The organism is Mycobacterium sp. 23, from assembly GCF_048287075.1.
Lineage (GTDB): Bacteria > Actinomycetota > Actinomycetes > Mycobacteriales > Mycobacteriaceae > Mycobacterium > Mycobacterium gordonae_B.
In genome coordinates this window covers 3705911-3730720 of the sequence record NZ_JBLVUX010000005.1, presented here as the reverse complement: position 1 = coordinate 3730720, position 24810 = coordinate 3705911, and the positions used below count along the sequence as shown (strand labels likewise).

The window sequence follows — 24810 nt, the reverse complement described above, 5'->3', positions numbered from 1 at the left end:
AGCGAGGAGACCTCCATGAAGACACCTCCGATCGTGTCCGCGGCAGAGTGGGCCGACGCGCACCAGCGGCTGCTGGCCAGAGAGAAGGAGTTGACCCGTGCCCGGGACGCGGTGGCTGCCGAGCGGCGCCGGATGCCCTGGCTGGCCGTGGATAAGGACTACGTGTTCGAGGGACCAGACGGACCGATGAGCCTGCTGGATCTTTTTCAGGGTCGGCGCCAACTGGTGCTGTACCGCGCGTTCTTCGAACCCGGCGTGCACGGCTGGCCCGATCACGGATGCCCGGGCTGTTCGATGATCGCCGACCACATCGGTCACCTGGCGCACGTCAACGCTCGCGACACCACCCTGGCGTTCGCCTCGCGGGCACCACAGGCCGACATTCAGCGGTTGCGGCGGCGAATGGGGTGGCGGATGCCCTGGTACACGCTGACCGACGGGTTCGACGAAGATTTCGGCGTGCACGAATGGCACGGCACCAACGCCTTCATCCACGACGGTTCTCGGGTGTACCGCACGTATTTCGTCAACAACCGCGGCGACGAGGTGTTGGGCAACACCTGGAGCATTCTCGACATGACGGCGCTCGGTCGTCAGGAGGACTGGGAGGACTCTCCGGAGGGCTACCCGCAGACCAAGCCCTACGAGTGGTGGTCCTGGCATGACTCTTACGCCGCGCATATCCCGTCGCGCTGGTTCGGCGACCCGGATCCCGATGACCCGAATGATCAACGGCCGCCCCGTAGTTGATTTGTGGAATACCGGAATTGCGCGGTGGCCCCTGAATGGCCACGCGTGGAAAAGGGGTCTGGTTGAAGACCGCCCTACAAATATCGGTGGTTTGCCCTGCCGACGTGGTACCCGGCCGGGAATGACTTCTCGATGACCTGGAGGTGGTGGTCCACCCTGGACTCCAGCTCAAGGACTACGCAGCCGTCGCCGACGGCCTTGGATTCGAGAACGATGTACCGCTGGCCGCCATCGGTGATCGGGTCACCTGAATGCAAATTTTCGACGGGCACCAATTCGGGGGATCCGTGTGACTCCACCTTTGTCACAGTAGGTCAACTCGCCAGGCGAGGAAATAGTCTGGCCAGCGGGTCGCAATGTTCGGCGATCGTCAATTCGTGGCACCTGCGACACCCGGCGACGTACTCGTCTCTGCCTTCGATGACGTCACACCACGGTCCCTCCCGGACCAGGCCGTCATCGGCAAGGGTGGCAGCCACGCCGTCCCAGTCGTGGGCGGCCCGGCATGTGAGATAACGCTCGATCACGCCGATGCTTGGCTGTGTCATAGCGCCCAGTTCACGCCGATTCGGCGGGCGACCGCAACAATGGGTGCGTGACCAGCCCCAGCCCAGCGCAGCTGCCGGCCGACGCGCCGACGTGTTATCGGCATCCCGACCGCCAGACGTACGTTCACTGCACCAGGTGCGAGCGGCCGATCTGTGGCGACTGCATGCGCAGCGCCGCCGTCGGTCACCAGTGCGTGGAGTGCGTGCAGGCCGGCGCCCGCACCATCAGGCCCGAGCGGACGCGTTTCGGCGGTCGGGAGCGCTCCGGAGCACCGGTGGTCACCTTCGCGCTGATCGCGGTCAACGTGCTGGCGTTCTTGGCCGAGATGGCAGTCGCGAATGTGCAGCGGGATTTTGCGCTGTGGCCGCCGGCGGTCGCCTTCTACGACGAGTACTACCGGCTGGTGACCTCGGCGTTCCTGCACTACGGGCCGACACATCTGCTGTTGAACATGTGGGCGCTGTACGTCGTGGGCCCGCCGCTCGAAATGTGGCTGGGCCGTGTGCGATTCAGTGCGCTGTATGCGGTGAGCGGCCTGGGTGGTTCGGTGCTGGTCTACCTGTTGTCCCCGCTCAATACGGCGACGGCCGGTGCGTCGGGGGCGGTGTTCGGGCTGTTCGCCGCTACGTTCGTAGTAGCCAAGCGGCTCACCCTCGACGTCCGCTGGGTGATCGCGGTGATCGTGTTCAACCTGGTCTTCACCTTCGTGGTGCCCCTGGTCAGCTCGCAGCAGATCAGCTGGCAAGGACACGTGGGCGGACTGGTCGCCGGTGGGTTGCTCTCCGCGGCGTACGTGTACGCGCCGCGGCAGCGACGGGATCTCGTTCAAGCGTCGGCGACGGTCGCCCTGCTGGTTCTGTTCGCTGTGTTGATCTGGTGGCGCACGGCTTCGCTGCTCGCCCAATTCGGCTGACGGTTTCCTCGCGAGCAGACACAAAATCGCCCTTGGAGCGCCCGCTCCGGGGCGATTTTGTGTCTGCTCGCGGTAGGAGGTGAGGTGTCCGCACAGTAGGTTGTTCGCTATGAGCTGGTGGGTTGCTCACGCCGAGCGGACGTTGACCGAAGAGGTGCCCGCGCCGCCGAACGAGGTTCGCGACTACTACGTCGACCTGGACAACATCCGACTCGTGCACCCGCTGATCGTGTCGGTTGAGCTGCTGTCCCGCACCGAGACTCCCGACGGCTACCGGGTGAGTTATCAAGTGGTGGACCGGATTCCGTTGGGTCCGGTCGCGATGACGGTCACCTACCGGGCCCGCCTGCACGTCCCGGTGGATGGCGACGTGCACACTGAAGCCGACCAATCACCCGGGGTGCGGCTGCGCGCAACGGTGAGCTTCGAGCCGATCGAAGACGGCACCCGCGTCACCGAGCACATAAGGTTCGCCGCGCCCCGGCCGCTAGCCGGGTTCACCGTGCGCGAGGCGGTGAAGGCGCACGCCAAGATGCTGTACGGCATCCGGCATCATTTCGAATTGCGTTGACGGGGTTCAGGTCTGCCATTCGGAGTTCAGCGCGCGATCGGAAAGATACCTGGTGGCGCTCCACCCGCCGTCGACGACGATGGTCTGGCCGTTGATGAAGGCGCCGCCGGGTGAGCAGAGGAAGGCAACCGTGGCGGCGACGTCGTCGACTGTGCCCAGCCGCTGATGCGGCGTCATCTCGACGTTGATCCGCCGGAATCGCTCGTCGGCCAGCCGGTGCTCGGTCATCGCGGTCTGGATGACGCCGGGAGCCACTGCGTTGCAACGTATTCCATCGGCGCCGTACTGGCAGGCGATGTGCGTGGTCATCGCGGTGAGCCCGCCCTTGGCCGCCGAGTAGGCGCCACCGCGCATACCGCCCACTACCGCGAACGTCGAGGTGATGTTGACGATCCCCGAGCCGGGTTGCAGGTGCGGCAGCACCTCGCGCACCAACCGGAACGGGGCGCGCAACATCAAGCCCAGGAAAAGGTCCAGGGATTCGTCATCTGTCTCGTGCAGGGGACGGGGGCTGCCGATGCCGGCCGCGTTGACCAGGAAATCGATCCGGTCCCAACGGGACAGCGCGGCGTCCACGATCCGGCGCGGCGCGTCGTCATCGACGAGGTCGACGGCTACGGTCGTGACCCGCTCGGGATCACCGATGGCGTCAGCCAACCGGGCCAGCCTGCCCTCGTCCCGTCCGGTCGCCAATATCGCCATCCCGGCGTCGGCAAGCCTTGCCGCGCAACCGAACCCGATACCGCCGGTCGCGCCCGTCACGATCGCCACCCGCATGTCAGTGTTCCGTCTTCATCAGCGCCGCCTTGATCTGGTGCTTGAGCACTTTTCCCGCGTCGTTCTTCGGCAGGTCGCTCCAGATGACCACCTGCTCGGGGGCTTTGAACCGCGCGACGCCTGATGCTCCCAGAAAGTCCAGCAGGCTTGCCACATCGGGTTCCGGCGTACCGGTCGGGACGACGACGGCGCAGGCCCGTTCGCCAGTGCGTTCGTCCGGCAGCCCGACGATGGCGACCTCGGCGATGCCGGGATGGTTGGCGAGAACGTCCTCGACTTCCTTGGGTGAGATGTTCTCGCCGTTTCGGATGATGATGTCCTTGGCCCGTCCGGTGACCACGAGGTAATCGTCGTCGACCCAGCGCGCCAGATCACCGGTGCGGAAGTACCCGTCGGAGTCGAAGGATACGTCGTCGTCCTCCGGATGAAGGTAGCCGACGAGCATCTGCGGCCCCCGGACGCGGACTTCGCCGTCCACCAGTTTCACGTCGGCAAAACCGGGTCGCCCGTCGGTATCGGCCGCGTGATCACAATCGTCGGGCGAACCGACCGTCGTCACCGGAACTTCGGTCGAACCGTATACCCGGGTGACAACGGTGGACGCGAAATATGCTGCCGCCTTTCTGATCAACGCCGGGGCGACCGATGCTCCACCGCAGATGAACACCTTCAGCTGCGGCAGGCGGGTGTCCGCGCGCTGGGCCGCGGCGAGCAGTTGGTCCAGGAACGGTGTGGCACCGGCCATGTGCGTACAGTGTTCGGCCGCCATCAGCCGCACGGCGGTGTCGGCATTCCAGCGTTCGATCAGCACTGCGGTGACGCCCAGCAGGAGCGGGGCTTCGAAGGCGTAGATCGATCCGCCGATATGCGCGATCGGAGACGCCACCAGAAACACATCACCCGGCTCGACCAGCCAGTGTCCGCCGATCTGGCGTAGCAGCGCATGGATCGAATTATGGCTGTGCAGAACACCTTTAGGGCGACCGGTGGTGCCCGAGGTGTACAGGATCATGCGCACGGCATCGGCGTCCAGTGCAGGGAGCGGCCCGGCGGCGGCCACCAGCGAATCGAACGGGACCTGGCCGGCTCCACAATCCCCGCGCAGCACCACGACAACCGGTGGGGACTCCAGCTGCGCTGTGACACAGCGCAGCATCGCCGCGAAGTCGTGACGGCCGAAGACCGACGGAATGAACACCATCCTGCTGTCGGCGTCTTCGAGGATGAAACGGAGTTCCCGGTCCCGCAGGGACGGAAGAATCGGGTTGACCACCATGCCGGCCATCGTGGCGGCCAGGTAGATCACAGCGGCCTCATGCCAATTGGGCAGCATGAACGACACCACACTGCCCGGCGGCATGCGTGCCAGCAATGCCCGGGCCAGTGCTGTCGCCTGCCGGTGCAGGTCCAGGCACGTCAGACGGTGGTCGCCGTCGACCAGGGCAACCCGCTCGGGTGTTCGCTCGGCGGCCTCGCTCAGCGCATCCGCCAACGTGCCGTTGACCCACCATCCCTGTGCGTAGGCGGCTGCGGCCCGCTCGTCATCCCAGCGAAGCCATCGCCCGCCGACCAGTTTCCTATCCACGTACTCGCCGCATTGTCATCGAGTGCCGGAATCGCGATGCGGGGTGCGTGTTGATGGTCATCTGTGCCACCCGATCGTCCGACGCGCGGTAGGTGCGCTGCACCTGCAACGCCGGGGCTCCGGGTTCGACATCGAGGGTCGCGGCGAGTTCGGCCGACAGTAGCACCGCGATGATCTCCTGTTGCACCTCAACGATACTGAGGCCGAACAGGTCTTCGATCAACGGGAAGATGGGGCCTTCGTGGCGTTGCAGCAGGCGGCCTACCGCCGCGAACTCGCGGTTGATGTAGTACTCCGTGCGGCACAGCGCCGACCCGGAGTCGGGCTCGACGGGCTGGCGCGCGCCACGAACCGACAACCATTGCTCACCCACGGCCAGACCTGTTCGCCCGGACAGGTCCTCGTCGACGCTGACCATCGCGACCGACTCGATCACGAACCGGGTGCCGGACGCGAAGTCCAACAGGTCGTTGATCGACATCACATGCTGCACATAGGAATCCGCCGAAGGGCGCGGCACCACCAGCGTTCCGGTACGCGGCCGTGACGACACCAGGTTGTCGTCACGCAACCTGCGCAGCGCCTCCCTGACGGTGTAGCGACTGACAGCGAACCGCTCGCACAGCTCGTGCTCGGTCGGCAGCTGGGAGCCCACCGGATACACCCCGTCCACGATCTCCTTGCGTAGCGTGCGGGCCACCTGAAGGTAGCGGTGGTCGGCCACTTTGGCTTCGGTCAACGTTGTGGCCCTTCGTCATTCCGGCGCAGCGCCAGCACACTGCCCTCGGCGTCCGCGGAAACATAGAGTGTGCCGTCGGGTCCGGCGGCGATCCCCGCGAACGGGCCCTGTGGTCCAGAGAACGGGGGCATGCCGCGTAGCGGCTTGGGGATGACGCCGGGCGGCGCGCCGACCGGCAGGTCTGTCGCGACCGTGACCCGGGTCCCGGTGTCCAGATCGACGGCGACGAGTTCCTTTGCGCCGGAATCGACTATGTAGACCTGCCGGTCCATCACCAACAGACCCTGCGGTTGCTGCAGACCCTCGATCAGGGGCCTACCGCCCATCCGCCGCACCCGTCCCGCCCCAGCCTCGGAGACCAGGCACGTCCCGTCGGCGGCTATGGCCACACCGACAGGCTCGTGCAGGCCCGATGCCAGCACCTCTACTTCACTCGCCCGGATACTCAGTACCCGGCCGGTGCCCAACTCGGCCACCACTACGGTGCCGCCGGGCGCAATCGCGACACCGTAGAGCTGATCGAAACCTTCTGCGAGCAAATCGCTTTCGCCGGTCGCAGGCCGGTAGCGGGCAACCTCTCCGTTGGAGGTGGTGACGATGAACTCGCCGGGCCCCGCCGGTGCCAGGCCGCGCAGGAATCCGGGATAGCCGGGAGTGAACAACATGCCGGCGGTACGCAGCACTCCACCGGCAAGTTCATAGAAGTAAGTCCCGTCGGCGATGTAGAGGTTGCCGTCGGGGCCTACCGCCAGGTCCAGCGGCCAGTTCAATCCGCCACCGAGCACCGTTCGGGTCGCACCGTCGGCGAGGATCTCGGTGATCTCGCCGGTGAAGTTCGAGACGAGCAACCGGTTGCCTGCAAACGCCAGGTTGTCCAGGCCGGGATTCAACTGCGCCAGTACATCACGCTGGCCGGTGCGCGGGTCGATGCGCAGCACCTGGCCACTGTGGACCTGGGTCGACACGAGATAGCCCCCGGCATCGAACTTCACCGCATCCGGCACGCCCAGATCGCCCGCCACGACTTGCGGGTCGCCGCCGTCAGGGTCGACGCGCCAGATCTCGTTGGCGCCCATCACCGGGAAGTAGAGCAACCCGTCCGGACCGACTTCCATCGCGTTCGGTGACGGGACGTTCTCCAGCAGCACTCTCGGCGCGCCGCCCGCGCGGTCCAGCTCCAGCAGGCGTCCCCCCGCGCGGCATTCGCCGACGAACAACCGGCCCTGGTGAACGGTGATCCCGTTGGCGGACGGCAGGTCGTCGCGCAGTACCCGGATGTGCCCGGCGGTGTCACGCAGGCTCACCCGGCCGTCCATCACCTCGGTCGCATACAGGTTGCCCTCGGCATCGAAGGCCACGTCGTCGGGCGCGATGATGTCACCGCCCTTGGCGCTCACCGTGTCGAGTTGGCCGGTCTGCAGGTCGAGTGCGCTGATCTGACTGCCGGTCACCTGCGCGATGTAGACGCGGCCGTCAGGGCCGGTGCGCAGGCCGTTAGCCCCGAACAGGCGGCTGGGTCCGGTCACTCGCGTCAAGGTCCAGCCCTCCGCAACCTGCGGTGGCCGTGCGGCGCTGTAGCGAGCAGCCTTCACCGCTCGGACGATAGCAATGCCGTGCTGGTCCAGACAATAGTGCCCGGCAGATACACCGGTGGCCTTGACGTGCGGGCTGCGACGGGAGAATCATGCTCTCTAATGAGTGCACGTCATTATCATGTCCGGACAATTGGATGAGTGCGACCCAGTTGGGCCTGGCCGGGCGGGTCGTTGTGGTGGCCGGCGCCGCCGGCGGCGGTATCGGCACCACGGTGACGCGCGTCGCCGCGGAAGCCGGTGCGACCGTGGTCGCGGTCAGCCGTGGTCGCGCAAACCTCGACCAGCACGTCGGTCCGCTGATGGACGAGGGCCTGTCGGTGGTCCCGGTGACCGCCGACGTGTCCACCGATGACGGCGTGGCCTCCGTGATGGAGGCCGCCACCCGCGCCGAGGGTGAGCTCTACGGCCTGGTCAATGTCGCCGGTGGCGCGGACCCGTCGACCTGGATGCCATCCACCCGGGTGACCCGCAGCGACTGGCGAAATCTGTTCACGCAGAACCTCGAGACGATGTTCTTCATGAGCCAGGCGGTGGCCGCCGAACTCAAGCGCCGCAGGCTCCCCGGATCGATCGTGTCGATCTCATCGATCAGCGGAATGAATACCGCGCCGTTCCACATCGCTTACGGCACCGCCAAGGCCGCCATCGTCGCGGTAACCCGCACCATGGCAGCCGAATTGGCGTACGACCCGGGTGGGCAGGCCATCCGGGTCAACGCCGTGGCACCCGGCGTGACCGCCACCCCTGCGTCCCAGACCTACACCGACGACGATCCGGTCCGCGACCGTCAGGCCATCGCCGTGGGCCGGCGCGGCCGCCCCGACGAGGTGGCCGGCGCCGTGTTGTTCCTGCTTTCGGACCTTTCGACCTACGTCACCGGGCAGACGTTGCTCGTCGACGGCGGCCTCAATCTCAAGTGGGGGCATCTGGGTGCCGACAACACCTCGCTGTTCCTGAAAGACGAATCCTTCCGCATGGCGATCAAGCAGTGGGACTAGCAGGAGGTGCAATGGACGACGACCTGAGCGCTCCGGTCACCATCGGCGTGGAGGCCTACCTCTCGCGGGACTACGCCCGCGCCGAGCGGGACAAGCTGTGGCGCAAGGTGTGGCAGCAGGTGGGCCGGGTGGAGGAGCTACCCAGGATCGGCAGCTACCTGACCTACGACATCCTCGACGATTCGATCCTGGTGGTGCGCACCGGTCCTGACACCCTCAAGGCTCATCACAATGTGTGCGTCCACCGCGGCCGCCGCCTGGTCGACACGCCCGCCGGCGCCAAAAATGCCTGCGGGCAGAAGAAGTCGTTCGTCTGCGGCTTTCACGGCTGGACCTACGACCAGGACGGCACCTGCACTCACATCCCCGAGCGGGCCGATTGGCAGGGTGCGCTGACCCCGGAGAACACCCACCTGGGCATGGTCAACGTTGACACCTGGGGTGGCTGGATCTGGGTCAACATGGATCCCGCCGCCGAGCCACTGCGCGACTACCTCGAACCGGCCGCGACCATGCTGGATCCGTTCAATCTGCAGGACATGCGCTGCAAATGGCGGAAGTGGCTGCATTTCCAGTGCAATTGGAAGGTCGCGATGGAGGCCTTCAACGAGACCTACCACGTCGCGACCACGCATCCGCAGTTCAACAAGTTCGGCAACTTCCGGGGCTGGGCGGCAGCCCATGGCAAGCACAGCAACATCGGCTACGACGCGCCGAAGGATCTGGCCGAGACCAAGTCCAAGATCCGGCTCGGCACCGGCGCGGACCCACGGGTTTCGACCGCCGAGATGCAGCTCTACACCCTCGAGGAGACCAACGCGACCACCACCAGGACGCTGGTCGAGGCGGCGCTTCGGTTGGTTGACGAACTGCCGCAGGACGCGCCGGCCGACCAGGTGCTCAGTCACTGGCTGGCTTCGGCGCGCAAAGACGACGAAGCACGCGGTGTCACCTGGCCGACCATCGATCCCGAACACCTGGCCAACAGCGGGACCGCCTGGCAGATCTTCCCGAACTTCCAGATCGGCCAGGGCATGACCACCGCCCTGTGTTACAGCGCGCGGCCGCACGGCGATGACCCCGATCAATGCATATTCGAGGCTTCCTGCTACGAGCTCTACCCGGAAGGCGAAGAGCCGCAGACCGAATGGGTGTACGCACCACCGGATGACCCGAATTGGCGCAGCGTCCTGCCGCAGGACTTCTCCAACATGGCCGCGGTGCAGCAGGGCATGAAGTCGCTGGGATTCCGCGGGCCCAAGCCCAACCCGTATATGGAACGCAGCACCGCAAACCTGCACCGCAACCTCGCGAAGTATCTGGGGACCGGCGCCCCGCAACAATTGGCAACAGAGACGGAGATGCAACGATGAAGGTCAATCTCGGCTTCGGAGCGCACAATTCGCAGGACTGGGAGCGCGTGCTCGCCGGCGACTTCGGTCGGCCACCGGCCACTCCGGACTGGGAGTGTGTGCAGGGGACGCTGGCCATCGCGGATCTGGCTGAGCCACTGGGATTCGACGGCATCTGGATGCCGGAGCACTGCGGAACACCTTATGGCATGACGCCCAACCCGATCCAGGCGCTGAGCTATTTCGCGGGGCGCACCGAACGCATCAGCCTGGGCACCTTCGTCGTCGTGGCACCCTGGTGGCATCCGGTCCGTCTGGCCCATCAGATCGCCTATCTCGACATCATCTCCGCCGGGCGGTACAACACCATCGGGATCGGGCGCGGAGTGTCCAAGGGCGAGTTCGACGCCGTCGGCGTGCCCCGGGAGGAGAGCCGTCAGCGGTTCAACGAAACGTTGGACATCCTGCAACTCGCACTCTCGGGTGAGCGATTCGCCTACGAGGGCGAGATTTTCACGGTACCGGAGATGTCGCTTCGGCCCGAACCGCGAAGTGGCGACCTGTTCTCCCGCATCTACAGCTCGTCCTCGACCGCGGAGTCGCTCGAAATCCTGTCCCGGCGCGGCATGGTGCCGCTGTTCGTGGGAAACAAGCCGATCGAGGATGCCGGCCGGGAGGTGCAGCAGGTGAACATCTTCCGGAAGGAGGAGGGTTTGCCGCCGTGTCAGCCCAAGAATGTGATGTTCATGTACTGCACGCCGGACGCTCAAGAAGCCGCCAGATCGGAGGAGTGGATCTGGACTGCCAACCGCGATGTCACCGTCCACTACGGCTTCGCCGATGCGGCGAACTTCAAGGGCGTCAAGGGATACGAGGCATATGCGGCACGCGAGGCCACTGCCACCGCCGTCCTGGCCTCCTCGGTGACCGCCGATGCCAAGGGCGCCCCGAAGACTCCCGGGTATCACGCCTCCAACCTGTTGATCGGCACTCCGGAAGAGATCTACCAACGGATCGTCGCGGCGCAGGAAGCGTGCTCATTCTCCGAGCTGACGATCGTCCCGCAGTTCGGCACCATGCCCTACGACGAGGCGATGGACAGCACGCGCCTGTTCGCCGAGGAGGTGCTGCCCGCCGTGCACGAGATGGCCGCGCCACTGCATCCCGCTGCGTTGCCGGAGAACGCGCTGGCATGACCGAAGACTGCCCGCCCACCGCGACGCCGGACGACATCGACCTGCCCGCGCTGCGCGAGAAGTACCGGCAGGAACGTGCGAAACGATTGCGGCCGGAAGGTTCTCGGCAGTACATCGAACTGGTAGACGAGTTCGCCGGGTTCTACGAGATCGATCCGTACTCGCCGGACCTGGTACGTGAGCCTGTCTCCGCCGACATCGACGTGGCGGTCCTGGGCGGCGGCTTCGGGGGTCTGCTGTGCGCCGCGCACCTGAAGAAGGCCGGAGTTCAGGACGTCCGCATCATCGAACTGGGCGGCGACTTCGGTGGTGTGTGGTACTGGAACCGGTACCCCGGTCTGCAGTGCGACAACGAATCCTACTGCTACATACCGCTGTTGGAGGAGCTCGACTTCATTCCCAGCAAGAAGTTCGCCGACGGCGCCGAGATCTACGAACATTGCCGGCGCATCGGAAAGCATTACGGTCTCTACGATTCCGCCCTGTTCTCCACCCAGGTGCGGGCCCTGCACTGGGACGACGACATCAAACGTTGGCGGGTCAGCACCAATCGTGACGACGACATCCGGGCGCGGTTCGTGGTGATCGCTTCCGGCCCGTTTCACCGGCCGAAACTGCCCGGCATCCCCGGCATCAAAGAATTCGGCGGACACAGCTTTCACTCCTCGCGCTGGGACTACGGCTACACCGGCGGGGACGCGACCGGCGGGCTGGACGGCCTCAGCGACAAACGGGTCGCCGTCGTGGGCACCGGCGCCACCGCGGTGCAGATCGTGCCTTTCCTGGGCCGTGATGCCAAGCACCTGTACGTGTTTCAGCGCACTCCGTCGTCGGTCGGGGTGCGGAACAACACCCCGACCGACCCCGAGTGGGCGAAGTCCCTGCAGCCGGGCTGGCAGAAGGAACGCCAGCGCAATTTCCACAGCTGGACATTCGAGGGAATGGCACCGGGCCAGCCGGATCTGGTCTGCGACTTCTGGACGGAACTGGGCCGCAACACGGCCATCCGGGTCCTGGCATTGCCGGATCCCGCGGCGATGACCCCCGAGCAGTTCATGGCCATCCGCGAGGAGGAAGACTACAAACTCATGGAACGGTTGCGGCGCCGTATCGAGGACACCGTCGATGACCCCGAGACCGCGGAGGCCCTCAAGCCCTACTACCGGTTTCTGTGCAAGCGGCCGTGCACCAACGACGACTACCTTCCGACGTTCAACCGGCCGAACGTGACTCTGATCGACGTTTCCGGCAGCAAAGGGGTGGAGCGGGCGACGGCAAAGGGTTTGGTGGCAAACGGGATCGAATACGAGGTCGACTGCATCATCTACGCCAGCGGGTTCGAGATCACCACCGAACTGCGCCGCCGCTACTCCATGGAGGCGATCGAAGGTCGCGACGGGTTGTCGCTCTTCGACCACTGGCACGACGGGTACCGGACATTGCACGGGATGACCAGCCGCGGCTTCCCCAATCAGTTCTTCACCGGCTTCACCCAGGTCGGGATCTCCGCCAACATCGCCGCGAACTATGAACTGCAGGGCGAACACATCGCCTACATCGTCGCCGAAGCTCTCAAGCGCGGCGCGACGACGGTGGAACCCACCCAGGAAGCACAGGACGCCTGGTGTCAGACCATCCGCGAGACCGCGATCGACAACAGCCAGTTCGACTTGGAATGCACGCCAGGCTATTACAACAACGAGGGCGGCGGCACCGAGGGAATCCGGTCGCACCTGGGCGAACCATACGGGCCGGGCTTCTACGCCTTCGGTGACCTGCTCGAGCAGTGGCGGGCCACCGGCAACCTGGACGGCCTCGAGCTGAGATGACCGAACTCCGATACGACAACCGGGTCGCGGTGATCACCGGCGCCGGCCGGGGGCTGGGCCGCGCGTATGCCCTGATGCTGGCGGCCCGGGGGGCCAGGGTCGTGGTGAACGACACCGGCGGCACGCTGGCCGGTGACGGCGCGAATACCGCTCCGGCGCAGCAGGTTGCGGCCGAGATCGGCGCCGCCGGCGGCGAAGCGGTGGCCAGTTGCGAGTCGGTCACCACCGCCGCGGGTGGACAGGCGATCATTCAGGCGGCGCTCGATCACTTCGGGCGAATCGACATCCTGATCCACAACGCCGGCACGGTGCGGCGCGGGTCGCTCAAAGAGCTGAGTTACGAGGATTTCGACGCCGTCCTCGACGTGCACCTGCGCGGCGCCTTCCACGTGGTGCGCCCCGCCTTTCCGTTGATGTGCGCCGCCGGCTACGGCCGGATCGTGCTGACCTCTTCGATCGGCGGCATTTACGGCAACCATGGCGTCGCCAATTACGCCGCCGCCAAGGCCGGTCTCATCGGTCTGTCCAACGTCGTTGCGCTCGAGGGTGACTCAGAGGGAGTGCTGTGCAACGTCATCGTGCCGTCCGCGGTCACGAGAATGGCCGAGGGGCTGGATGTTTCGGCCTACCCGCCGATGGAACCCGAACTGGTGGCGCCCGTGGTCGGCTTTCTTGCGCACGAATCCTGTCCGGTCAGCGGTGAAATGCTGATCGCCATCGCGGGCCGCGTGGCCCGCGCGGTGGTCGCCGAGAGTCCTGGCGTGCAGCGGTTGTCGTGGACCATCGAGGACGTCGCCGAACAGCTGTATGCGGTACGGGACCTCAGCGCACCGCTGGTCTTCCCGGTGGTGCCTGACGGGCATGCCGAGCACATCCGGTACAGCTTCGAGTCAGCGGCGTGGGCGATCAAGGAGAATGCCCACCATGTCTAATTCGGGGTCTAGTTCGGGTTCGGGTCCCCTGGCGGGCGTACGCGTCGTCGACCTCACCGCCATGGTGATGGGTCCCTACTGCACCCAGATCATGGCCGACATGGGCGCCGACGTCATCAAGATCGAGCCCCCACAGGGTGACGACACCCGGTACGTCTCGGTCGGCCCGGCACCTGGCATGAGCGGCGTCTTCGTCAACGTCAATCGCGGCAAGCGCGGAGTCATCCTGGATCTGAAGTCCGATGCCGGCCGAACCGCCCTGCATGCTCTGATCGAAGGCGCCGACGTCTTCATCCACTCGATGCGCGCGGCGGCGATCGGCCGGCTCGGGCTCAGCTACGCCGAAGTCGCGGCCATCAACCCCACGGTCGTGTACACCAACTGCTACGGGTACAGCCGCCGTGGGCCCAATCGCGACCTGCCGGCCTACGACGACACCATCCAGGCCGCCTGCGGGTTGCCGTCCGTGCAGCAGCAGCTGACCGGCGAAGCCAATTACGTGGGGACGATCGTGGCCGACAAGGTCGCCGGTCTGACTGCGCTCTACGCCACGATGATGGCGCTTTTCCACCGGGAACGCACCGGTGAAGGGCAGGAAGTGGAGATCGGCATGTTCGAGGCGATGGCCTCGTTCATGCTGGTGGAGCACGCCAACGGCGCGATATTCGATCCGCCCCTCGGCCCTGCCGTCTATCCGCGCACGGTGGCGCCCAACCGGCGGCCGTACCGCACCAGCGACGGCTACGTCTCGGCCCTGATCTACAACGACAAGCACTGGGCCGCCTTCACCGATGCCGTGCGACCGGACTGGAACGACGAGCGCTACGCCACGCTCGAGGGACGGGCAAGCCAGATCGACACCGTATACGCGCTGCTCGCCGGGACATTTGCCCAGCGCACCACCCGGGAATGGCTGGACCTGCTCCGCGAGCTGGAGATACCGGCGTCGGCACTGTCATCGCCGGCGGCGTTGTTCGACGATCCGCAACTGGAGGCGGTGGGCTTCTTCGAGACGGTGGACAGCCCCCACGGGCCGGTGCGTTTCCCGGGGGTTCCGACGTGGTTTTCCCGCACCCCCGGTGGAGTCGCGGGGCCGGCTCCGGACTTGGGTGCACACACCTGCGAGGTGCTCGGCGAATTGGGATTGACCTGCATCGACGCCCGCTTCGACAGCGCAGCCGCCGGGCCGGGATAGAACCGTGACATCCGCTACATTGATGGATCGTATGCACTGATGTATCTTTCGGGCAGTGGCCTTCTGGCCGGGGCAGACGAAGGGACGACGGGCATGCGCAGCTATGGAGCGGAATTGACGACCACGGTGCAGGGACTGTCGGTCGGTCGCGCCGACGGTGTGCTGTCGGTGACCTTCGACCGGCCGGAGAGCCTCAACGCGCTCACCGTGCCGGTGTTGTCGGGTCTCGCCGACCTGTTGGAGGCCGCGGCCACCGATCCTGGTGTCAAGGTGGTGCGACTGGGTGGTGCGGGGCGCGCATTCTGCGCCGGGGCCAGCATGAATGTCGACGACTGGCACGGCGCCGGCTCGGCGATCAACTTCGGCGAGGAGGGCAATCGCGTGGTGCGCGCCATTACCGCGATGCCACAGCCTGTCGTCGCCGTCGTGTACGGCGCGGCCGCTGGTAACGGCATTTCGTTGATCCTGGCGTGCGACCTGGTGCTGGCGTCCGAGACGGCCTACTTCACGCTGGGAGTGACCCGAATGGGGCTGATGCCCGACGCCGGCGCTTCGGCCACACTGGCGGCGACGGTAGGCCGCGGCAGGGCGATGCGCATAGCGCTGCTCAACGAGCGGCTGTCAGCCGCCGAGGCACTGGCCTGCGGACTGATCAGCGCCGTTCACCCGGCAGAGCTGCTCGATCGGGAGGCGGCCAAGGTCATCCGGGCGCTGGTGGCCGGTCCCTCGGCCGCTTTCGCGGCCACCAAGGCGGCGATCAACGCCGCGAGTCTGGACGGGATCGAGTTTGCGTTCGAACGCGAGCTGCACGGTCAGGCGGTTCTGATGCAGTCGGACGACTTCATCGAAGGCGCCTCGGCATTCCACCAGCGCCGGCCTGCCGCCTTCACCGGCAGCTGAGCGGGGCGCGCGGGAAATCCGTTGCGGGTCTTCGGTATTTCCGCGTGTCGCGCCGCGATTCTGGCCGCGTCGCCCCTAAACTTTCTCGGATCAAGAGGAGGGGCAGCGACGTATCGGCATCAAATTCGGCGCCGGACGAGGACGTGGTCAGGGCGCGCTGACAGCGAACACCGAGCCGGGCGGAAAGAATCCCGCACCGGCACGTTCTGCACCCAAGCCTCGCTGGGTTGCACCGTTGCGGCGGACCGGGCGGTTGGCGGCGTGGGACCGGGGGGACCGGCCTAGCGGTATCCCCGCTCTCGATGGACTGCGTGCCGTTGCCGTTGGCCTGGTTCTGGTCGGGCACGGTGGCATTCCCGGTGTCAGCGGCGGGTTCATCGGCGTGGATATCTTCTTCGTCCTCAGCGGATTCCTGATCACCTCGCTGCTGCTCGACGAACTGGGTCGCGGCGGTCGTATCGACCTGACCGGCTTCTGGATCCGGCGCGCCCGCCGGTTGTTGCCGGCGCTGGTCCTGATGGTCCTCACCGTCGGCGTGGCGCGCGAATTTCTGCCCTACCAGTCGCTGGACGGCTTGCGCGGAGACGCGATCGCGGCTTTCGCGTGGGTGGCCAACTGGCGGTTCGTGGCCCAGAAGACCGACTACTTCACCCAGGGCGCCCCGTCGCCGCTGCAGCACACCTGGTCCCTCGGCGTCGAGGAGCAGTACTACATCGTCTGGCCGGTAGTGCTGATTGCGGTCACGCTGTTGTTGGCCGCGCGGGCGCGGCGCTACTTCGCCAAGATCACCGTCGGCCATGTTCGGCTGGCCGCCTTCGTGATCGCCACGCTCGGTGCGGTGGCGTCGGCCGCTGCCGCGATCGTCTTCACCTCAGACACCACCCGCGACCGGATCTATTTCGGTACCGACACCCGCGCGCAGGCTTTGCTGGTCGGTGCCGCGGCATCGGCTCTCCTGGTCAGGGACTGGTCGGCGCTGAACCGGGGCTGGTGTCTGATCCGGACCCGGTGGGGGCGCCGGATCGCGCGGGCGCTGCCGATTGCAGGCCTGGCCGCGCTGGCGGCCCTGACCCATTACGCGACCGGTAGTGCCGGCGAGTTCCGGCACGGCCTGCTGATCGCGGTGGCCATTGCCGCGGTTCTCGTGGTCGCACCGGTGGCACTGGAGCAGCGCGGGATACTGGCGCGCGCGCTGGCGTGGCGCCCCCTGGTCTGGCTCGGCGCAATCTCTTACGGCGTCTACCTCTGGCACTGGCCGATTTTCCTGGTGCTCAACGGCGAACGCACCGGATGGTCGGGACTCGGGCTGTTCGCGGCCCGCTGTGGCGTCACCCTGGCGGTGGCCGGGGTCTCCTACTGGGCGATCGAACAACCCATCCGGCGGTGGCGGCCGCAGCGCGTCCCCTTGTTGCCGCTGGCCGCGGCAACGGTCGCCAGCGCCGCCGCGGCGACGATCCTGGTGGTGCCCGTCGGGACCGGGCTGCACGAGGTGGGCCTACCGCCCGGCGTGTCTGCGGTGGCGGCGGTTTCCCCGTCGCCCCCCGCGGTGGGCCACCCCGTGCCGGGGCCGCGAGATCCCAACGCGCCGTTCACCGTTTCGGTATTCGGAGATTCGATCGGCTGGACGATGATGCACTATCTGCCGCCGACGCCCGGATTCCGGTTCCTCGATCACACCGTCATCGGATGCAGCCTGGTGCGCGGCACGCCCTACCGCTACATCGGCCAAACTCTGGAACAGCGACCGGAATGCGACACCTGGCCCGGACGCTGGGCCAACCAGATCGCCGCGGACCGGCCGGATGTCGCGCTATTGGTCATCGGCCGCTGGGAGACGGTCGACCGGGTGAACGAGGGCAAGTGGACTCATATCGGCGACCCGACGTTCGACGCGTACCTGAACTTCGAATTGAACCGGGCACTGGACATCGTGGGATCGACCGGGGTGCGGGTGCTGGTCGCCACCGTGCCCTACAGTCGCGGCGGTGAGAAGCCGGACGGACGGTTGTACCCCGAGGACCAACCCGATCGGGTCAACCAGTGGAACACCATGATGCGCAACGCCATTGGTCAGCGCCCTAACGTCGGCATCGTCGACCTCAACAAAAAGCTCTGCCCGGACGGCGTTTACACCGCCAAGGTCGACGGCATCAAGGTGCGCAGCGACGGCGTGCACCTGACTCCGGAAGGCGTCAAGTGGCTGCTGCCGTGGCTGGAAGAGTCGGTTCGCTAGCCGGTCCAGCAGCTCAGTTCCATGCTGTCGGTATCCCGTACCGGAAAATTGAAGCTCACGTAGCCGTTGCCGGGGTCTCGCACGTAGTCCAGATACGGCCTGAGATCCGGTGACTCGGTGTTGTCGGCGACCACCACCGCGCCCGGCGACAACGAGGGTTGAAGGAGTTCGATCACGGGCTGGTACAGGTCTTTCCAGCCGTCGAGCAGGACAAAGTTCACCGGACCGTCCAAATCGGCCAGGGTGGACAGCGCGTCTCCCGGCAGGATGGTGATGACGTCGTCCAGTGCTACTTCGGCGAAGGTTTGTTCGGCCGCGGCGATTTTGGTCTCGCTGAGTTCCGTGGTTATCACGCGCCCGCCGCCGTTGTCCCGCACGGCCGCCGCCAGGTGGATCGCGGAAATGCCGAAGGACATCCCGAATTCCACCACCGCTTGCGGGCGGGTCGCCCGCACCAGGGCATAGAGCAGTTGGCCGGCTTCCGGTGTCACCGGGATGTAGAACTCGCTCATCGCCTCGGTGCGCTCGGCCGGCGTCATCGGACGTTCGAAATCGGCTCGCCTCTCCCGCAACTGCGACATCTGTTCGCGCGCGGCGGTGTACATCCGCGCGAGCGTCGAGGCGACTGCGGGCTGCTGCAATGTGTTCGGCATACCGCCGACAGTAGGCGCTCTGCCGACCACCGCGTTTGACGTGCTGCGATCGCAGTGCCACCATGGGAAGCTGCAAGCACCTCGGTAGGTGAGGCGTCTGCACGGATACAGGCCACTGACCCCGAACGTCGAAAGACGCCCCGGGTCAGGACAGCTCTTCCCGGCTTAAGGGTTGAGCCCAAGTGGCTTCCGGTCTCCGGCCGGATACGCCGTGCAGTGCCAAAGCTCCGACGAGAGGGGTGCGCCCGAGAATCGGGCATTCGCTTCTCGCTGTGTGGATGTGGTGGCACCCCCGTGTGTCCCGGCTGTGAGGAGGTGAGGGCGTGATGAGTACCAGTCCAGGCGATAGTCCGTATCTGAAATCCATCCTGTCCCGATCCGGCTCCGGCACATCCGCCGGCTGATGCCCCGCTGCGTTTGACGCGAGCAGGTCGGGCTCCGACGTCAGGAGCGAACAATGACCATGCTGACCATGAACTTCGTTGTGCCGCAGGCCGATAACCGCACCGGTCAGCGGAAATCAATGCTGCGTGCCGGCCGCCGGGCGGTGGCCAGGCTGACCGCGCTGATCGACATGACCCCGCAGCAGCGGGCGGACCGGTACGTGGCAGGAATGCCGATCGCCGTGCTCGGCCGCTAGCTTCCGTCCCCACCCAGGGCGCGCGGCGGGCACACCTCGGTGCCCGCCGCGGGGCCCGACTCTGTTCAGATAGCGAGAGATTCGATGGCATCGATCACCACCCGTGGCCGCGGCAACCGGTCCGCGGCCGAGCCCGCGGTGCTGGACTCGGCCCACACCGGCGACATCGTCGGCGCTTTCGGCCGTATCGGGCACGACCGGCGCGACGGCGAGGGCGCCACCACACGCGGGCGTTGGCACCGACTGCGCACCCTGATGGTCATCAGCGGTCCCGGCCTGATCGTGATGGTGGGCGACAATGACGCCGGCGGTGTGGCCACGTACGCGCAGGCCGGCCAGAACTACGGCATGGCGCTGCTGTGGACGCTGAGCCTGCTGATTCCGGTGCTGTACGTGAACCAGGAAATGGTGTTGCGCTTGGGCGCCGTCACCCGGGTCGGCCACGCGCGCTTGATCTTCGAGCGCTTCGGGAAATTCTGGGGCGCCTTCAGCGTCGGCGACCTGCTGGTCCTCAATGCCTTGACGATCGTCACCGAATTCATCGGCGTGGCACTGGCACTCGGATTCCTGGGATGCCCGAAGATCATCGCGATCCCGGCAGCGGCGGTGCTGTTGTTCGCCGTGGTGGCCGGCGGGTCTTTCCGGCGCTGGGAATCGATGATGTTCCTGCTGATCGCGGTCAACGTGGTCATCATCCCGATGACGCTGCTGGTGCATCCCAGCTGGAAGGGGACCGTCGGAGGGTTGATGCCACAGTTCCCGGGCGGGCTCGACTCCACGCTGCTGCTGTTGATCGTGGCGATTGTGGGGACCACGGTCGCGCCGTGGCAGTTGTTCTTCCAGCAGTCCAACGTCGTGGACAAGCGGATCACCACCCGCTGGATCGCTTATGCGCGAGCCGATCTGGTACTCGGCATCGTGGTGGTGATGGTGGGAGCGACGGCATTGATGGCGGTGACCGCGTTCGGGCTGGCCGGAAGCGGCGCTGTCGGCAACTTCACCGACGCGGGCGCGGTGGCTACCGGTCTGGCGAATCACGCCGGGGGTGCCGTCGGTGTCCTGTTCGCGGTCCTCCTGCTGGATGCGTCCTTGATCGGGGCGAACGCCATCGGGCTGGCCACCACCTACGCCGTGGGGGACGCGCTGGGCAGGCGGCACTCACTGCACTGGAAGGTTTCCGAGGCACCCTTGTTCTACGGCGGTTACGCTGCCCTGCTTGCGGTTTCGGCCGCGGTTGCGTTCAGCCCGGACCATGTGCTCGGCCTGGTGACTCAGGGCGTCCAGGCACTCGCCGGTGTCCTGCTGCCGTCGGCGACGGTTTTCCTGGTATTGCTGTGCAACGACCGGGCGGTCATGGGCCCGTGGACGAACACCGTGCGGCAGAACATCGTTGCCTGGACCATCGTCTGGTCTCTGGTGCTGCTGTCGCTGGCACTGACGGTGGCGACGTTCTTTCCCCACCTGTCGACGGCGACCATCGAGATCGGCCTGGCGGCCGGCGCGGTGGCCGGGTTGGTGGTGGGCGCCGCGGTGATCATCGCCGGCCGCCGGCAGAACGACCGACGCGCGGCGAGGGCCGTGGCCCAGTCTTTGGGCGGTGGCCTGAATCCGGAGGATGTCGACGAACTCGAGGACGCCGCGGTGCTGACGCGCGCCGAGCGCCGCGCGGTCCGCCGGCAGGATCGCGCGAATTGGCGCACCCCTGAACTGGCCAGCCTGGCGCGCCCGGTGATGTCACCGGCCCGTCGCGCGGGCCTGTTCACTCTGCGTGGCTACCTGGTGCTGGCGGTGGCTCTGGTCGTCGTCAAAGTCGTCCAGGCAGGCTTGGCCTGACCCGCCGGTCGGTCAGATGATGCCCAGCAGTTGCAGGTCGGCGACGTACTTGTCGATCAGCGTCGCCGACAGATGCGGAATGTCGTTGTCGATACCGATTTTCGCGCTCCGCACCGCCGCGCGGAATACGTCGGTGGGCGCCGGCGCACCGTGCAGCGCATCCTGCGGGTGGCGGTAGGCATCGAGCAACGGCAGCAGCGAGAACTGACGTTGCCGGTCCGGCAGTGCCCGAAGAGCGGTTGCGAAACGGCCCAGCCACTCGTCGTAGTCGGCGATCCGCTGAATGTCGTGGCCGGCGTCGATCAGCCAGTCCACGAACACGTCCAGGGAGATGCCGTCATCGTGCGGGTTCATCACATCGAACGAGCGGAATCCCGGCGTCGCTTCGGCGGCCGTCAGCTCACCCAGTGTGGCGACGGCTTCGGCGACGAAGTCGGCCGGCAGCCCGTCATAGTGGGCTCGTGGGCGGCTGCCGTCCGCGCGGTAGAAGCTGCCGGGCGCGATGCCGGCGACCAGCAGGCTGAAGATCAACCGCGTGAACGCATCTGGAACGTTGAGCTGGCCGGCGAAGTGGCTGTGGGCAAGGATCATGTCCGAGCGGAAAACGGCGACCGGCAGGCCACACAGGTCGTGCGCGTAGCGCAGCAACACCTCACCCGCCCACTTGCTGTTCGCGTACCCGTTGGCGTAGCTGTCGTCCACGGGCCGGGCAGGACTGACGGTACGGATGTCACCGTCTTCGGCGAAGGCATCGACGGACATGGCGACCGCGACCGTCGACAGATAAGTGATCGGCTTGATGCGCCCGCTGATCGCGAGCCGGATCAGCTCCGCGGTGCCCACCACGTTCGGCCCGAACAACTGGTCGTAGGGCAGGACGTGGTTGACCAGCGCCGCGGGGTGCACGATCAGATCGACGCGATCGGCCAGCTGTCGCCAAACATCCCCACTCAGACCGAGATTCGGCTCACCGATGTCGCCGACAATCACGTCGAGGTGGTCGGCGGCCAATGTCTGGAATCGTTGCAGTAGCTGCGGATCACCGGAGCGGAAGACGTCTTCGAGACGCCGGAAGGCCGCCTGCGGGTCGGTGCCGCGCACCAGGCACACCAGACGTCCGCCGGTCTCGTTGAGCCGCTCCAGCCACTCCAGCGCGAGGAAGCGGCCGAGGTAGCCGTTGGCGCCGGTCAGCAACACCGTCTGCGGTGTCCCCGTCGCCCTCGGTAGATAACCGGCGGCGGACAAGGTGGCGGCATCGATGAACTTGTCCAGGGTCAGGTCTGCCGCCCGCACCCAGGTGGCCCCGCGGCCGTGCACGGCCGCGAATGACGGTCGCTTGGAGCCGGATTCGCGGTGTGTCGCGATGTGATCCGCGATGTGCCGCAGCGAGCTGGTGGGCCCGATGATCAGTGCGACGGGCACCTCTACGCCGAAGATGTCCTGCAGCAGATTGGAGAAGGTCAATGCCGACAGTGAATCTCCGCCGAGATCCATGAAGTGCTCGTCCGGTTCCGGAGCGCCGCCGACCAGACCCAGCAGTGCCTCGGCGGCACGTGCCACCGTGTCGAGGACCGGCCGGTCCGGCGCGCCGTGGCGCAGTGAGCGCAGTTGCGCGTCACGCGTGTCGGCGAGCTCCGCGTACAGCTGTTCCAGCTGTTCTCCGTAGCGCTCCTTGAGTTTCGGGCGCAGCAGCTTGCCCACCCCGGACAGCAGCCCGTTGTCGGTGCTGAACGGCTCGCGCTCGACCAGGAACTCCGCCGGCACCTCATAGGACTGCAGCTCGGCGAGTTTGGCTGTCTGGCGCAGGGATTCGCTCAACGCCGCGCGGATGGCGGCGTCGTCGTCCGGGAACCGGCCCAGCGCCTCGTCGGTCGGGACGACGACGGCAAGCAGATAGGGACGTTCGCTGTTGCCGTACAGGAAGATCTGCCGGACCAGGGGTGCGGTGGCGAATATCGCTTCCAGGCGGGCGACCGCGACGAACTCCCCCTGTGCCAGTTTCAGCACGTTGTTGCGCCGGTCGACGTAGGTGAGCCGGTCGGGACCGATCTGTGCCATCACGTCACCGGTGCGGTAGTAGCCCTCGGAGTCGAACGCGGCGGCCGTCACGTCGGGACGCTGGTAGTAGCCGGACATGGCGGTCGCCGACTTCACCAGCAACTCACCACGCGGATAGGGTTTGTCGGTGCGGAAGTAGCCGAGTTCGGGAACGTCGACGAGCTTATAGTCGATCACCGGCGGTTTCGTCACCACACCGTCCTTGGTGACCATGCCGACCTCGGTCAGGCCGTAGCCGTCCAGAAGATGTACGCCCAAACAGGTTTCGACGAACGTCTTCATCTCGGCGGCCAGCGGCGCGGTGCCGGTGAAGCTGGTGAGGACGCGCCCGCCGAGCACTTGCTCGCGCAACTCGACGTAAGCCTGTGCCTCGGCCTCGGCAACGGACACCCCGTCGAACACACGCCGGTCGACCGCGCTCTGGTAGCGCTGGTAGAGCATCTCCGCCACCCGGGGCACCAGACCCATCTCCGTGGGCCGCACCAGATTCCAGTCCTCGAACAGGGTGGACAGATCGCTCTCCGGCACGAAATAACTGGTGCCCCCGGCCTGGAATGCCGTGGACAGCGGTATCCGGCCGCCGAGGTGGTTCAGCGGCATGAAGTTCACGTTGAACACCGGCACGTCCTCGCGGTCCGGCATCAACTCGTTGGTCCAGATCTTGGCCACCATGCGCTCGGAATACATTGCCCCCTTGGGCAATCCGGTGCTGCCGGAGGTGTACATGATCATGGCCAACCGCTGGTCGTCGCCGCCGGTGTACATCGGTTGGGGCGGCAGGGTACGACCGCGGGCGATGACCCCGGCCAGTGTCTCGATGTGCACCGTCATGCCGGCGGCGGTCAGCTTCTGCCGCGCCCGGGCGAGGCTCTCGCGCTGATCGTCGATTTCGTCCCGGTAGTCGAAAACCACAAGACGGCGGACCGATGTGCTGCCTATGGCGGCGTCCACCGCCAGGTCGAGGTAGTCCGCGCCGGCGGCCAGGATCTGCGGCTGCACCTCGGCGAGGATGGGCTGTAGCCGCGCGGCCGTGGTGTTGTGTTGCAGCGGCACCGCGACCAGTCCGAGGTACCCACTGACCAGGTCAACGGTCAGGTAGTCCACGCTTGCGAAACCGACGGTGGCCACGAAGTCGCCCGGTGCTACCGGGTTGGCGGGGTCATCCCGCCAGGCCGCGGCGATAGCCGCAACGTCAGACCACAGTTCGCCGTAGGTGATGGTGTCGAACCGCGGCAGCAAGGTGCCGACGGTGCGGCCGGTTACGGGGTCGTTCGTCAGTCCGCGCGCACGCCAGCCCATCGCAGGGCGGTCGGCGTAACCCCGCACCAGCGTCTCGATCACTTGCGGTAAGCGCAGTTCGGGTTGCCGCGCGGCGGCCCGGACGCCGGCATCGGGCCGGGCCTGCCGGAACTGTTCGTCCTCGGTGAATAGCTGGGCGAGGCGTTCCTCGTGCGGACTGCTCATGGTCAGCCTTTCGTTCCGGAGACTCCCAAGGGGCAACCGGCGGGCAGC

21 protein-coding genes and 1 riboswitch are annotated in these 24810 nt (G+C 66.5%); of the genes, 13 read left to right on the top strand and 8 right to left on the bottom strand.

Features of this window, described 5'->3' with window-relative positions; translation table 11 throughout:
• Positions 1-15: 15 nt before the first annotated feature.
• Entirely contained in the window at positions 16-750 is a 735-nt protein-coding gene (locus tag ACNQS7_RS18450) for a DUF899 domain-containing protein (RefSeq protein WP_418013655.1), read from the top strand.
• Positions 751-824: 74 nt separating this feature from the next.
• Here ACNQS7_RS18450 and ACNQS7_RS18445 read toward each other — a convergent pair whose 3' ends face one another.
• The gene (locus tag ACNQS7_RS18445) at positions 825-1049 is read right to left on the bottom strand and encodes a hypothetical protein (RefSeq protein ID WP_418013654.1); all 225 of its coding nucleotides are present in this window, start codon (positions 1047-1049) and stop codon (positions 825-827) included.
• Between the two features lie 15 nt (positions 1050-1064).
• Positions 1065-1298, bottom strand: coding sequence for a hypothetical protein (locus ACNQS7_RS18440; RefSeq protein ID WP_418016265.1), 234 nt, complete (start codon positions 1296-1298; stop codon positions 1065-1067).
• A gap of 47 nt (positions 1299-1345) precedes the next feature.
• Here ACNQS7_RS18440 and ACNQS7_RS18435 point away from each other — a divergent pair, with 47 nt between their 5' ends.
• Together ACNQS7_RS18435 and ACNQS7_RS18430 are read left to right on the top strand one after the other, a co-directional pair.
• Positions 1346-2212, top strand: a complete 867-nt coding sequence (locus ACNQS7_RS18435) for a rhomboid family intramembrane serine protease (protein WP_418013653.1) — start codon at positions 1346-1348, stop codon at positions 2210-2212.
• A 109-nt stretch (positions 2213-2321) separates the two neighbouring features.
• Positions 2322-2783 carry an SRPBCC family protein gene (locus tag ACNQS7_RS18430; RefSeq protein WP_418013652.1) on the top strand — a complete coding sequence of 154 codons (462 nt, stop codon included), beginning with the start codon at positions 2322-2324 and terminating at the stop codon, positions 2781-2783.
• Positions 2784-2789: 6 nt separating this feature from the next.
• On the opposite strand, the gene ACNQS7_RS18425 is transcribed toward ACNQS7_RS18430, so the two are convergent.
• From ACNQS7_RS18425 to ACNQS7_RS18410, 4 genes are read right to left on the bottom strand one after another with little or no spacing between them, the layout of a single operon-like run.
• Complete coding sequence (locus ACNQS7_RS18425) at positions 2790-3560, bottom strand: SDR family NAD(P)-dependent oxidoreductase (RefSeq protein ID WP_418013651.1); 771 nt, start codon at positions 3558-3560, stop codon at positions 2790-2792.
• A 1-nt stretch (position 3561) separates the two neighbouring features.
• The gene (locus tag ACNQS7_RS18420; RefSeq protein WP_418013650.1) at positions 3562-5145 is read right to left on the bottom strand and encodes an AMP-binding protein; all 1584 of its coding nucleotides are present in this window, start codon (positions 5143-5145) and stop codon (positions 3562-3564) included.
• Positions 5138-5884 (bottom strand): GntR family transcriptional regulator, encoded by a 747-nt coding sequence (locus tag ACNQS7_RS18415; RefSeq protein WP_418013649.1) that lies wholly within the window; start codon positions 5882-5884, stop codon positions 5138-5140. The genes ACNQS7_RS18420 and ACNQS7_RS18415 overlap by 8 nt, the downstream gene beginning before the upstream one ends.
• Positions 5881-7494 carry a gluconolaconase gene (locus ACNQS7_RS18410; RefSeq protein ID WP_418016050.1) on the bottom strand — a complete coding sequence of 538 codons (1614 nt, stop codon included), beginning with the start codon at positions 7492-7494 and terminating at the stop codon, positions 5881-5883. The genes ACNQS7_RS18415 and ACNQS7_RS18410 overlap by 4 nt, the downstream gene beginning before the upstream one ends.
• Before the next feature lie 119 nt (positions 7495-7613).
• Between ACNQS7_RS18410 and ACNQS7_RS18405 the strand changes: the two genes are divergently transcribed.
• The 8 genes from ACNQS7_RS18405 (at position 7614) to ACNQS7_RS18370 (ending at position 18114) form a co-directional block, all read left to right on the top strand.
• Positions 7614-8477, top strand: a complete 864-nt coding sequence (locus tag ACNQS7_RS18405; RefSeq protein ID WP_418013648.1) for an SDR family NAD(P)-dependent oxidoreductase — start codon at positions 7614-7616, stop codon at positions 8475-8477.
• Positions 8478-8488: 11 nt separating this feature from the next.
• Positions 8489-9850, top strand: a complete 1362-nt coding sequence (locus ACNQS7_RS18400; protein ID WP_418013647.1) for an aromatic ring-hydroxylating oxygenase subunit alpha — start codon at positions 8489-8491, stop codon at positions 9848-9850.
• On the top strand, positions 9847-11025 hold the full coding sequence (locus ACNQS7_RS18395) for an LLM class flavin-dependent oxidoreductase (RefSeq protein ID WP_418013646.1): 1179 nt from the start codon (positions 9847-9849) through the stop codon (positions 11023-11025). Before ACNQS7_RS18400 ends, ACNQS7_RS18395 begins: the two co-directional genes overlap by 4 nt.
• Positions 11022-12854 carry a flavin-containing monooxygenase gene (locus tag ACNQS7_RS18390; protein ID WP_418013645.1) on the top strand — a complete coding sequence of 611 codons (1833 nt, stop codon included), beginning with the start codon at positions 11022-11024 and terminating at the stop codon, positions 12852-12854. The genes ACNQS7_RS18395 and ACNQS7_RS18390 overlap by 4 nt, the downstream gene beginning before the upstream one ends.
• Positions 12851-13786 carry an SDR family NAD(P)-dependent oxidoreductase gene (locus ACNQS7_RS18385; RefSeq protein WP_418013644.1) on the top strand — a complete coding sequence of 312 codons (936 nt, stop codon included), beginning with the start codon at positions 12851-12853 and terminating at the stop codon, positions 13784-13786. The genes ACNQS7_RS18390 and ACNQS7_RS18385 overlap by 4 nt, the downstream gene beginning before the upstream one ends.
• Entirely contained in the window at positions 13779-14981 is a 1203-nt protein-coding gene (locus tag ACNQS7_RS18380; RefSeq protein WP_418013643.1) for a CaiB/BaiF CoA transferase family protein, read from the top strand. The genes ACNQS7_RS18385 and ACNQS7_RS18380 overlap by 8 nt, the downstream gene beginning before the upstream one ends.
• A gap of 93 nt (positions 14982-15074) precedes the next feature.
• Positions 15075-15881 carry an enoyl-CoA hydratase-related protein gene (locus tag ACNQS7_RS18375; protein WP_418013642.1) on the top strand — a complete coding sequence of 269 codons (807 nt, stop codon included), beginning with the start codon at positions 15075-15077 and terminating at the stop codon, positions 15879-15881.
• Positions 15882-16116: 235 nt separating this feature from the next.
• Positions 16117-18114: an acyltransferase family protein gene (locus ACNQS7_RS18370; protein ID WP_418013641.1), complete on the top strand. Its 1998-nt coding sequence runs from the start codon at positions 16117-16119 to the stop codon at positions 18112-18114.
• Here ACNQS7_RS18370 and ACNQS7_RS18365 read toward each other — a convergent pair.
• Positions 18111-18767: an O-methyltransferase gene (locus ACNQS7_RS18365; protein ID WP_418013640.1), complete on the bottom strand. Its 657-nt coding sequence runs from the start codon at positions 18765-18767 to the stop codon at positions 18111-18113. The two genes, ACNQS7_RS18370 and ACNQS7_RS18365, sit on opposite strands and share 4 nt — an antisense overlap.
• A 73-nt stretch (positions 18768-18840) precedes the next feature.
• A riboswitch (M-box (ykoK) riboswitch) is annotated at positions 18841-19013 on the top strand.
• Positions 19014-19224: 211 nt separating this feature from the next.
• On the opposite strand from ACNQS7_RS18365, the gene ACNQS7_RS18360 reads away from it, so the two are divergent.
• Together ACNQS7_RS18360 and ACNQS7_RS18355 are read left to right on the top strand one after the other, a co-directional pair.
• Positions 19225-19407: a hypothetical protein gene (locus tag ACNQS7_RS18360; RefSeq protein ID WP_418013639.1), complete on the top strand. Its 183-nt coding sequence runs from the start codon at positions 19225-19227 to the stop codon at positions 19405-19407.
• Positions 19408-19491: 84 nt separating this feature from the next.
• Positions 19492-21240 (top strand): NRAMP family divalent metal transporter, encoded by a 1749-nt coding sequence (locus ACNQS7_RS18355; protein WP_418013638.1) that lies wholly within the window; start codon positions 19492-19494, stop codon positions 21238-21240.
• Positions 21241-21252: 12 nt separating this feature from the next.
• On the opposite strand, the gene car is transcribed toward ACNQS7_RS18355, so the two are convergent.
• Positions 21253-24762, bottom strand: coding sequence for a carboxylic acid reductase (car, locus tag ACNQS7_RS18350; RefSeq protein ID WP_418013637.1), 3510 nt, complete (start codon positions 24760-24762; stop codon positions 21253-21255).
• Positions 24763-24810: the final 48 nt, after the last annotated feature.

Bases quoted from the DNA above. Each gene is read 5' to 3' on its own strand.
- ACNQS7_RS18450 (WP_418013655.1), top strand. From the start codon at position 16: ATGAAGACACCTCCGATCGTGTCCGCGGCAGAGTGGGCCGACGCGCAC.
- ACNQS7_RS18440 (WP_418016265.1), bottom strand. From the start codon at position 1,298: ATGACACAGCCAAGCATCGGCGTGATCGAGCGTTATCTCACATGCCGG.
- ACNQS7_RS18430 (WP_418013652.1), top strand. From the start codon at position 2,322: ATGAGCTGGTGGGTTGCTCACGCCGAGCGGACGTTGACCGAAGAGGTG.
- ACNQS7_RS18425 (WP_418013651.1), bottom strand. From the start codon at position 3,560: ATGCGGGTGGCGATCGTGACGGGCGCGACCGGCGGTATCGGGTTCGGT.
- ACNQS7_RS18405 (WP_418013648.1), top strand. From the start codon at position 7,614: ATGAGTGCGACCCAGTTGGGCCTGGCCGGGCGGGTCGTTGTGGTGGCC.
- ACNQS7_RS18400 (WP_418013647.1), top strand. From the start codon at position 8,489: ATGGACGACGACCTGAGCGCTCCGGTCACCATCGGCGTGGAGGCCTAC.
- ACNQS7_RS18395 (WP_418013646.1), top strand. From the start codon at position 9,847: ATGAAGGTCAATCTCGGCTTCGGAGCGCACAATTCGCAGGACTGGGAG.
- ACNQS7_RS18390 (WP_418013645.1), top strand. From the start codon at position 11,022: ATGACCGAAGACTGCCCGCCCACCGCGACGCCGGACGACATCGACCTG.
- ACNQS7_RS18385 (WP_418013644.1), top strand. From the start codon at position 12,851: ATGACCGAACTCCGATACGACAACCGGGTCGCGGTGATCACCGGCGCC.
- ACNQS7_RS18380 (WP_418013643.1), top strand. From the start codon at position 13,779: ATGTCTAATTCGGGGTCTAGTTCGGGTTCGGGTCCCCTGGCGGGCGTA.
- ACNQS7_RS18375 (WP_418013642.1), top strand. From the start codon at position 15,075: ATGCGCAGCTATGGAGCGGAATTGACGACCACGGTGCAGGGACTGTCG.
- ACNQS7_RS18365 (WP_418013640.1), bottom strand. From the start codon at position 18,767: ATGCCGAACACATTGCAGCAGCCCGCAGTCGCCTCGACGCTCGCGCGG.
- ACNQS7_RS18360 (WP_418013639.1), top strand. From the start codon at position 19,225: ATGACCATGCTGACCATGAACTTCGTTGTGCCGCAGGCCGATAACCGC.
- ACNQS7_RS18355 (WP_418013638.1), top strand. From the start codon at position 19,492: ATGGCATCGATCACCACCCGTGGCCGCGGCAACCGGTCCGCGGCCGAG.
- car (WP_418013637.1), bottom strand. From the start codon at position 24,762: ATGAGCAGTCCGCACGAGGAACGCCTCGCCCAGCTATTCACCGAGGAC.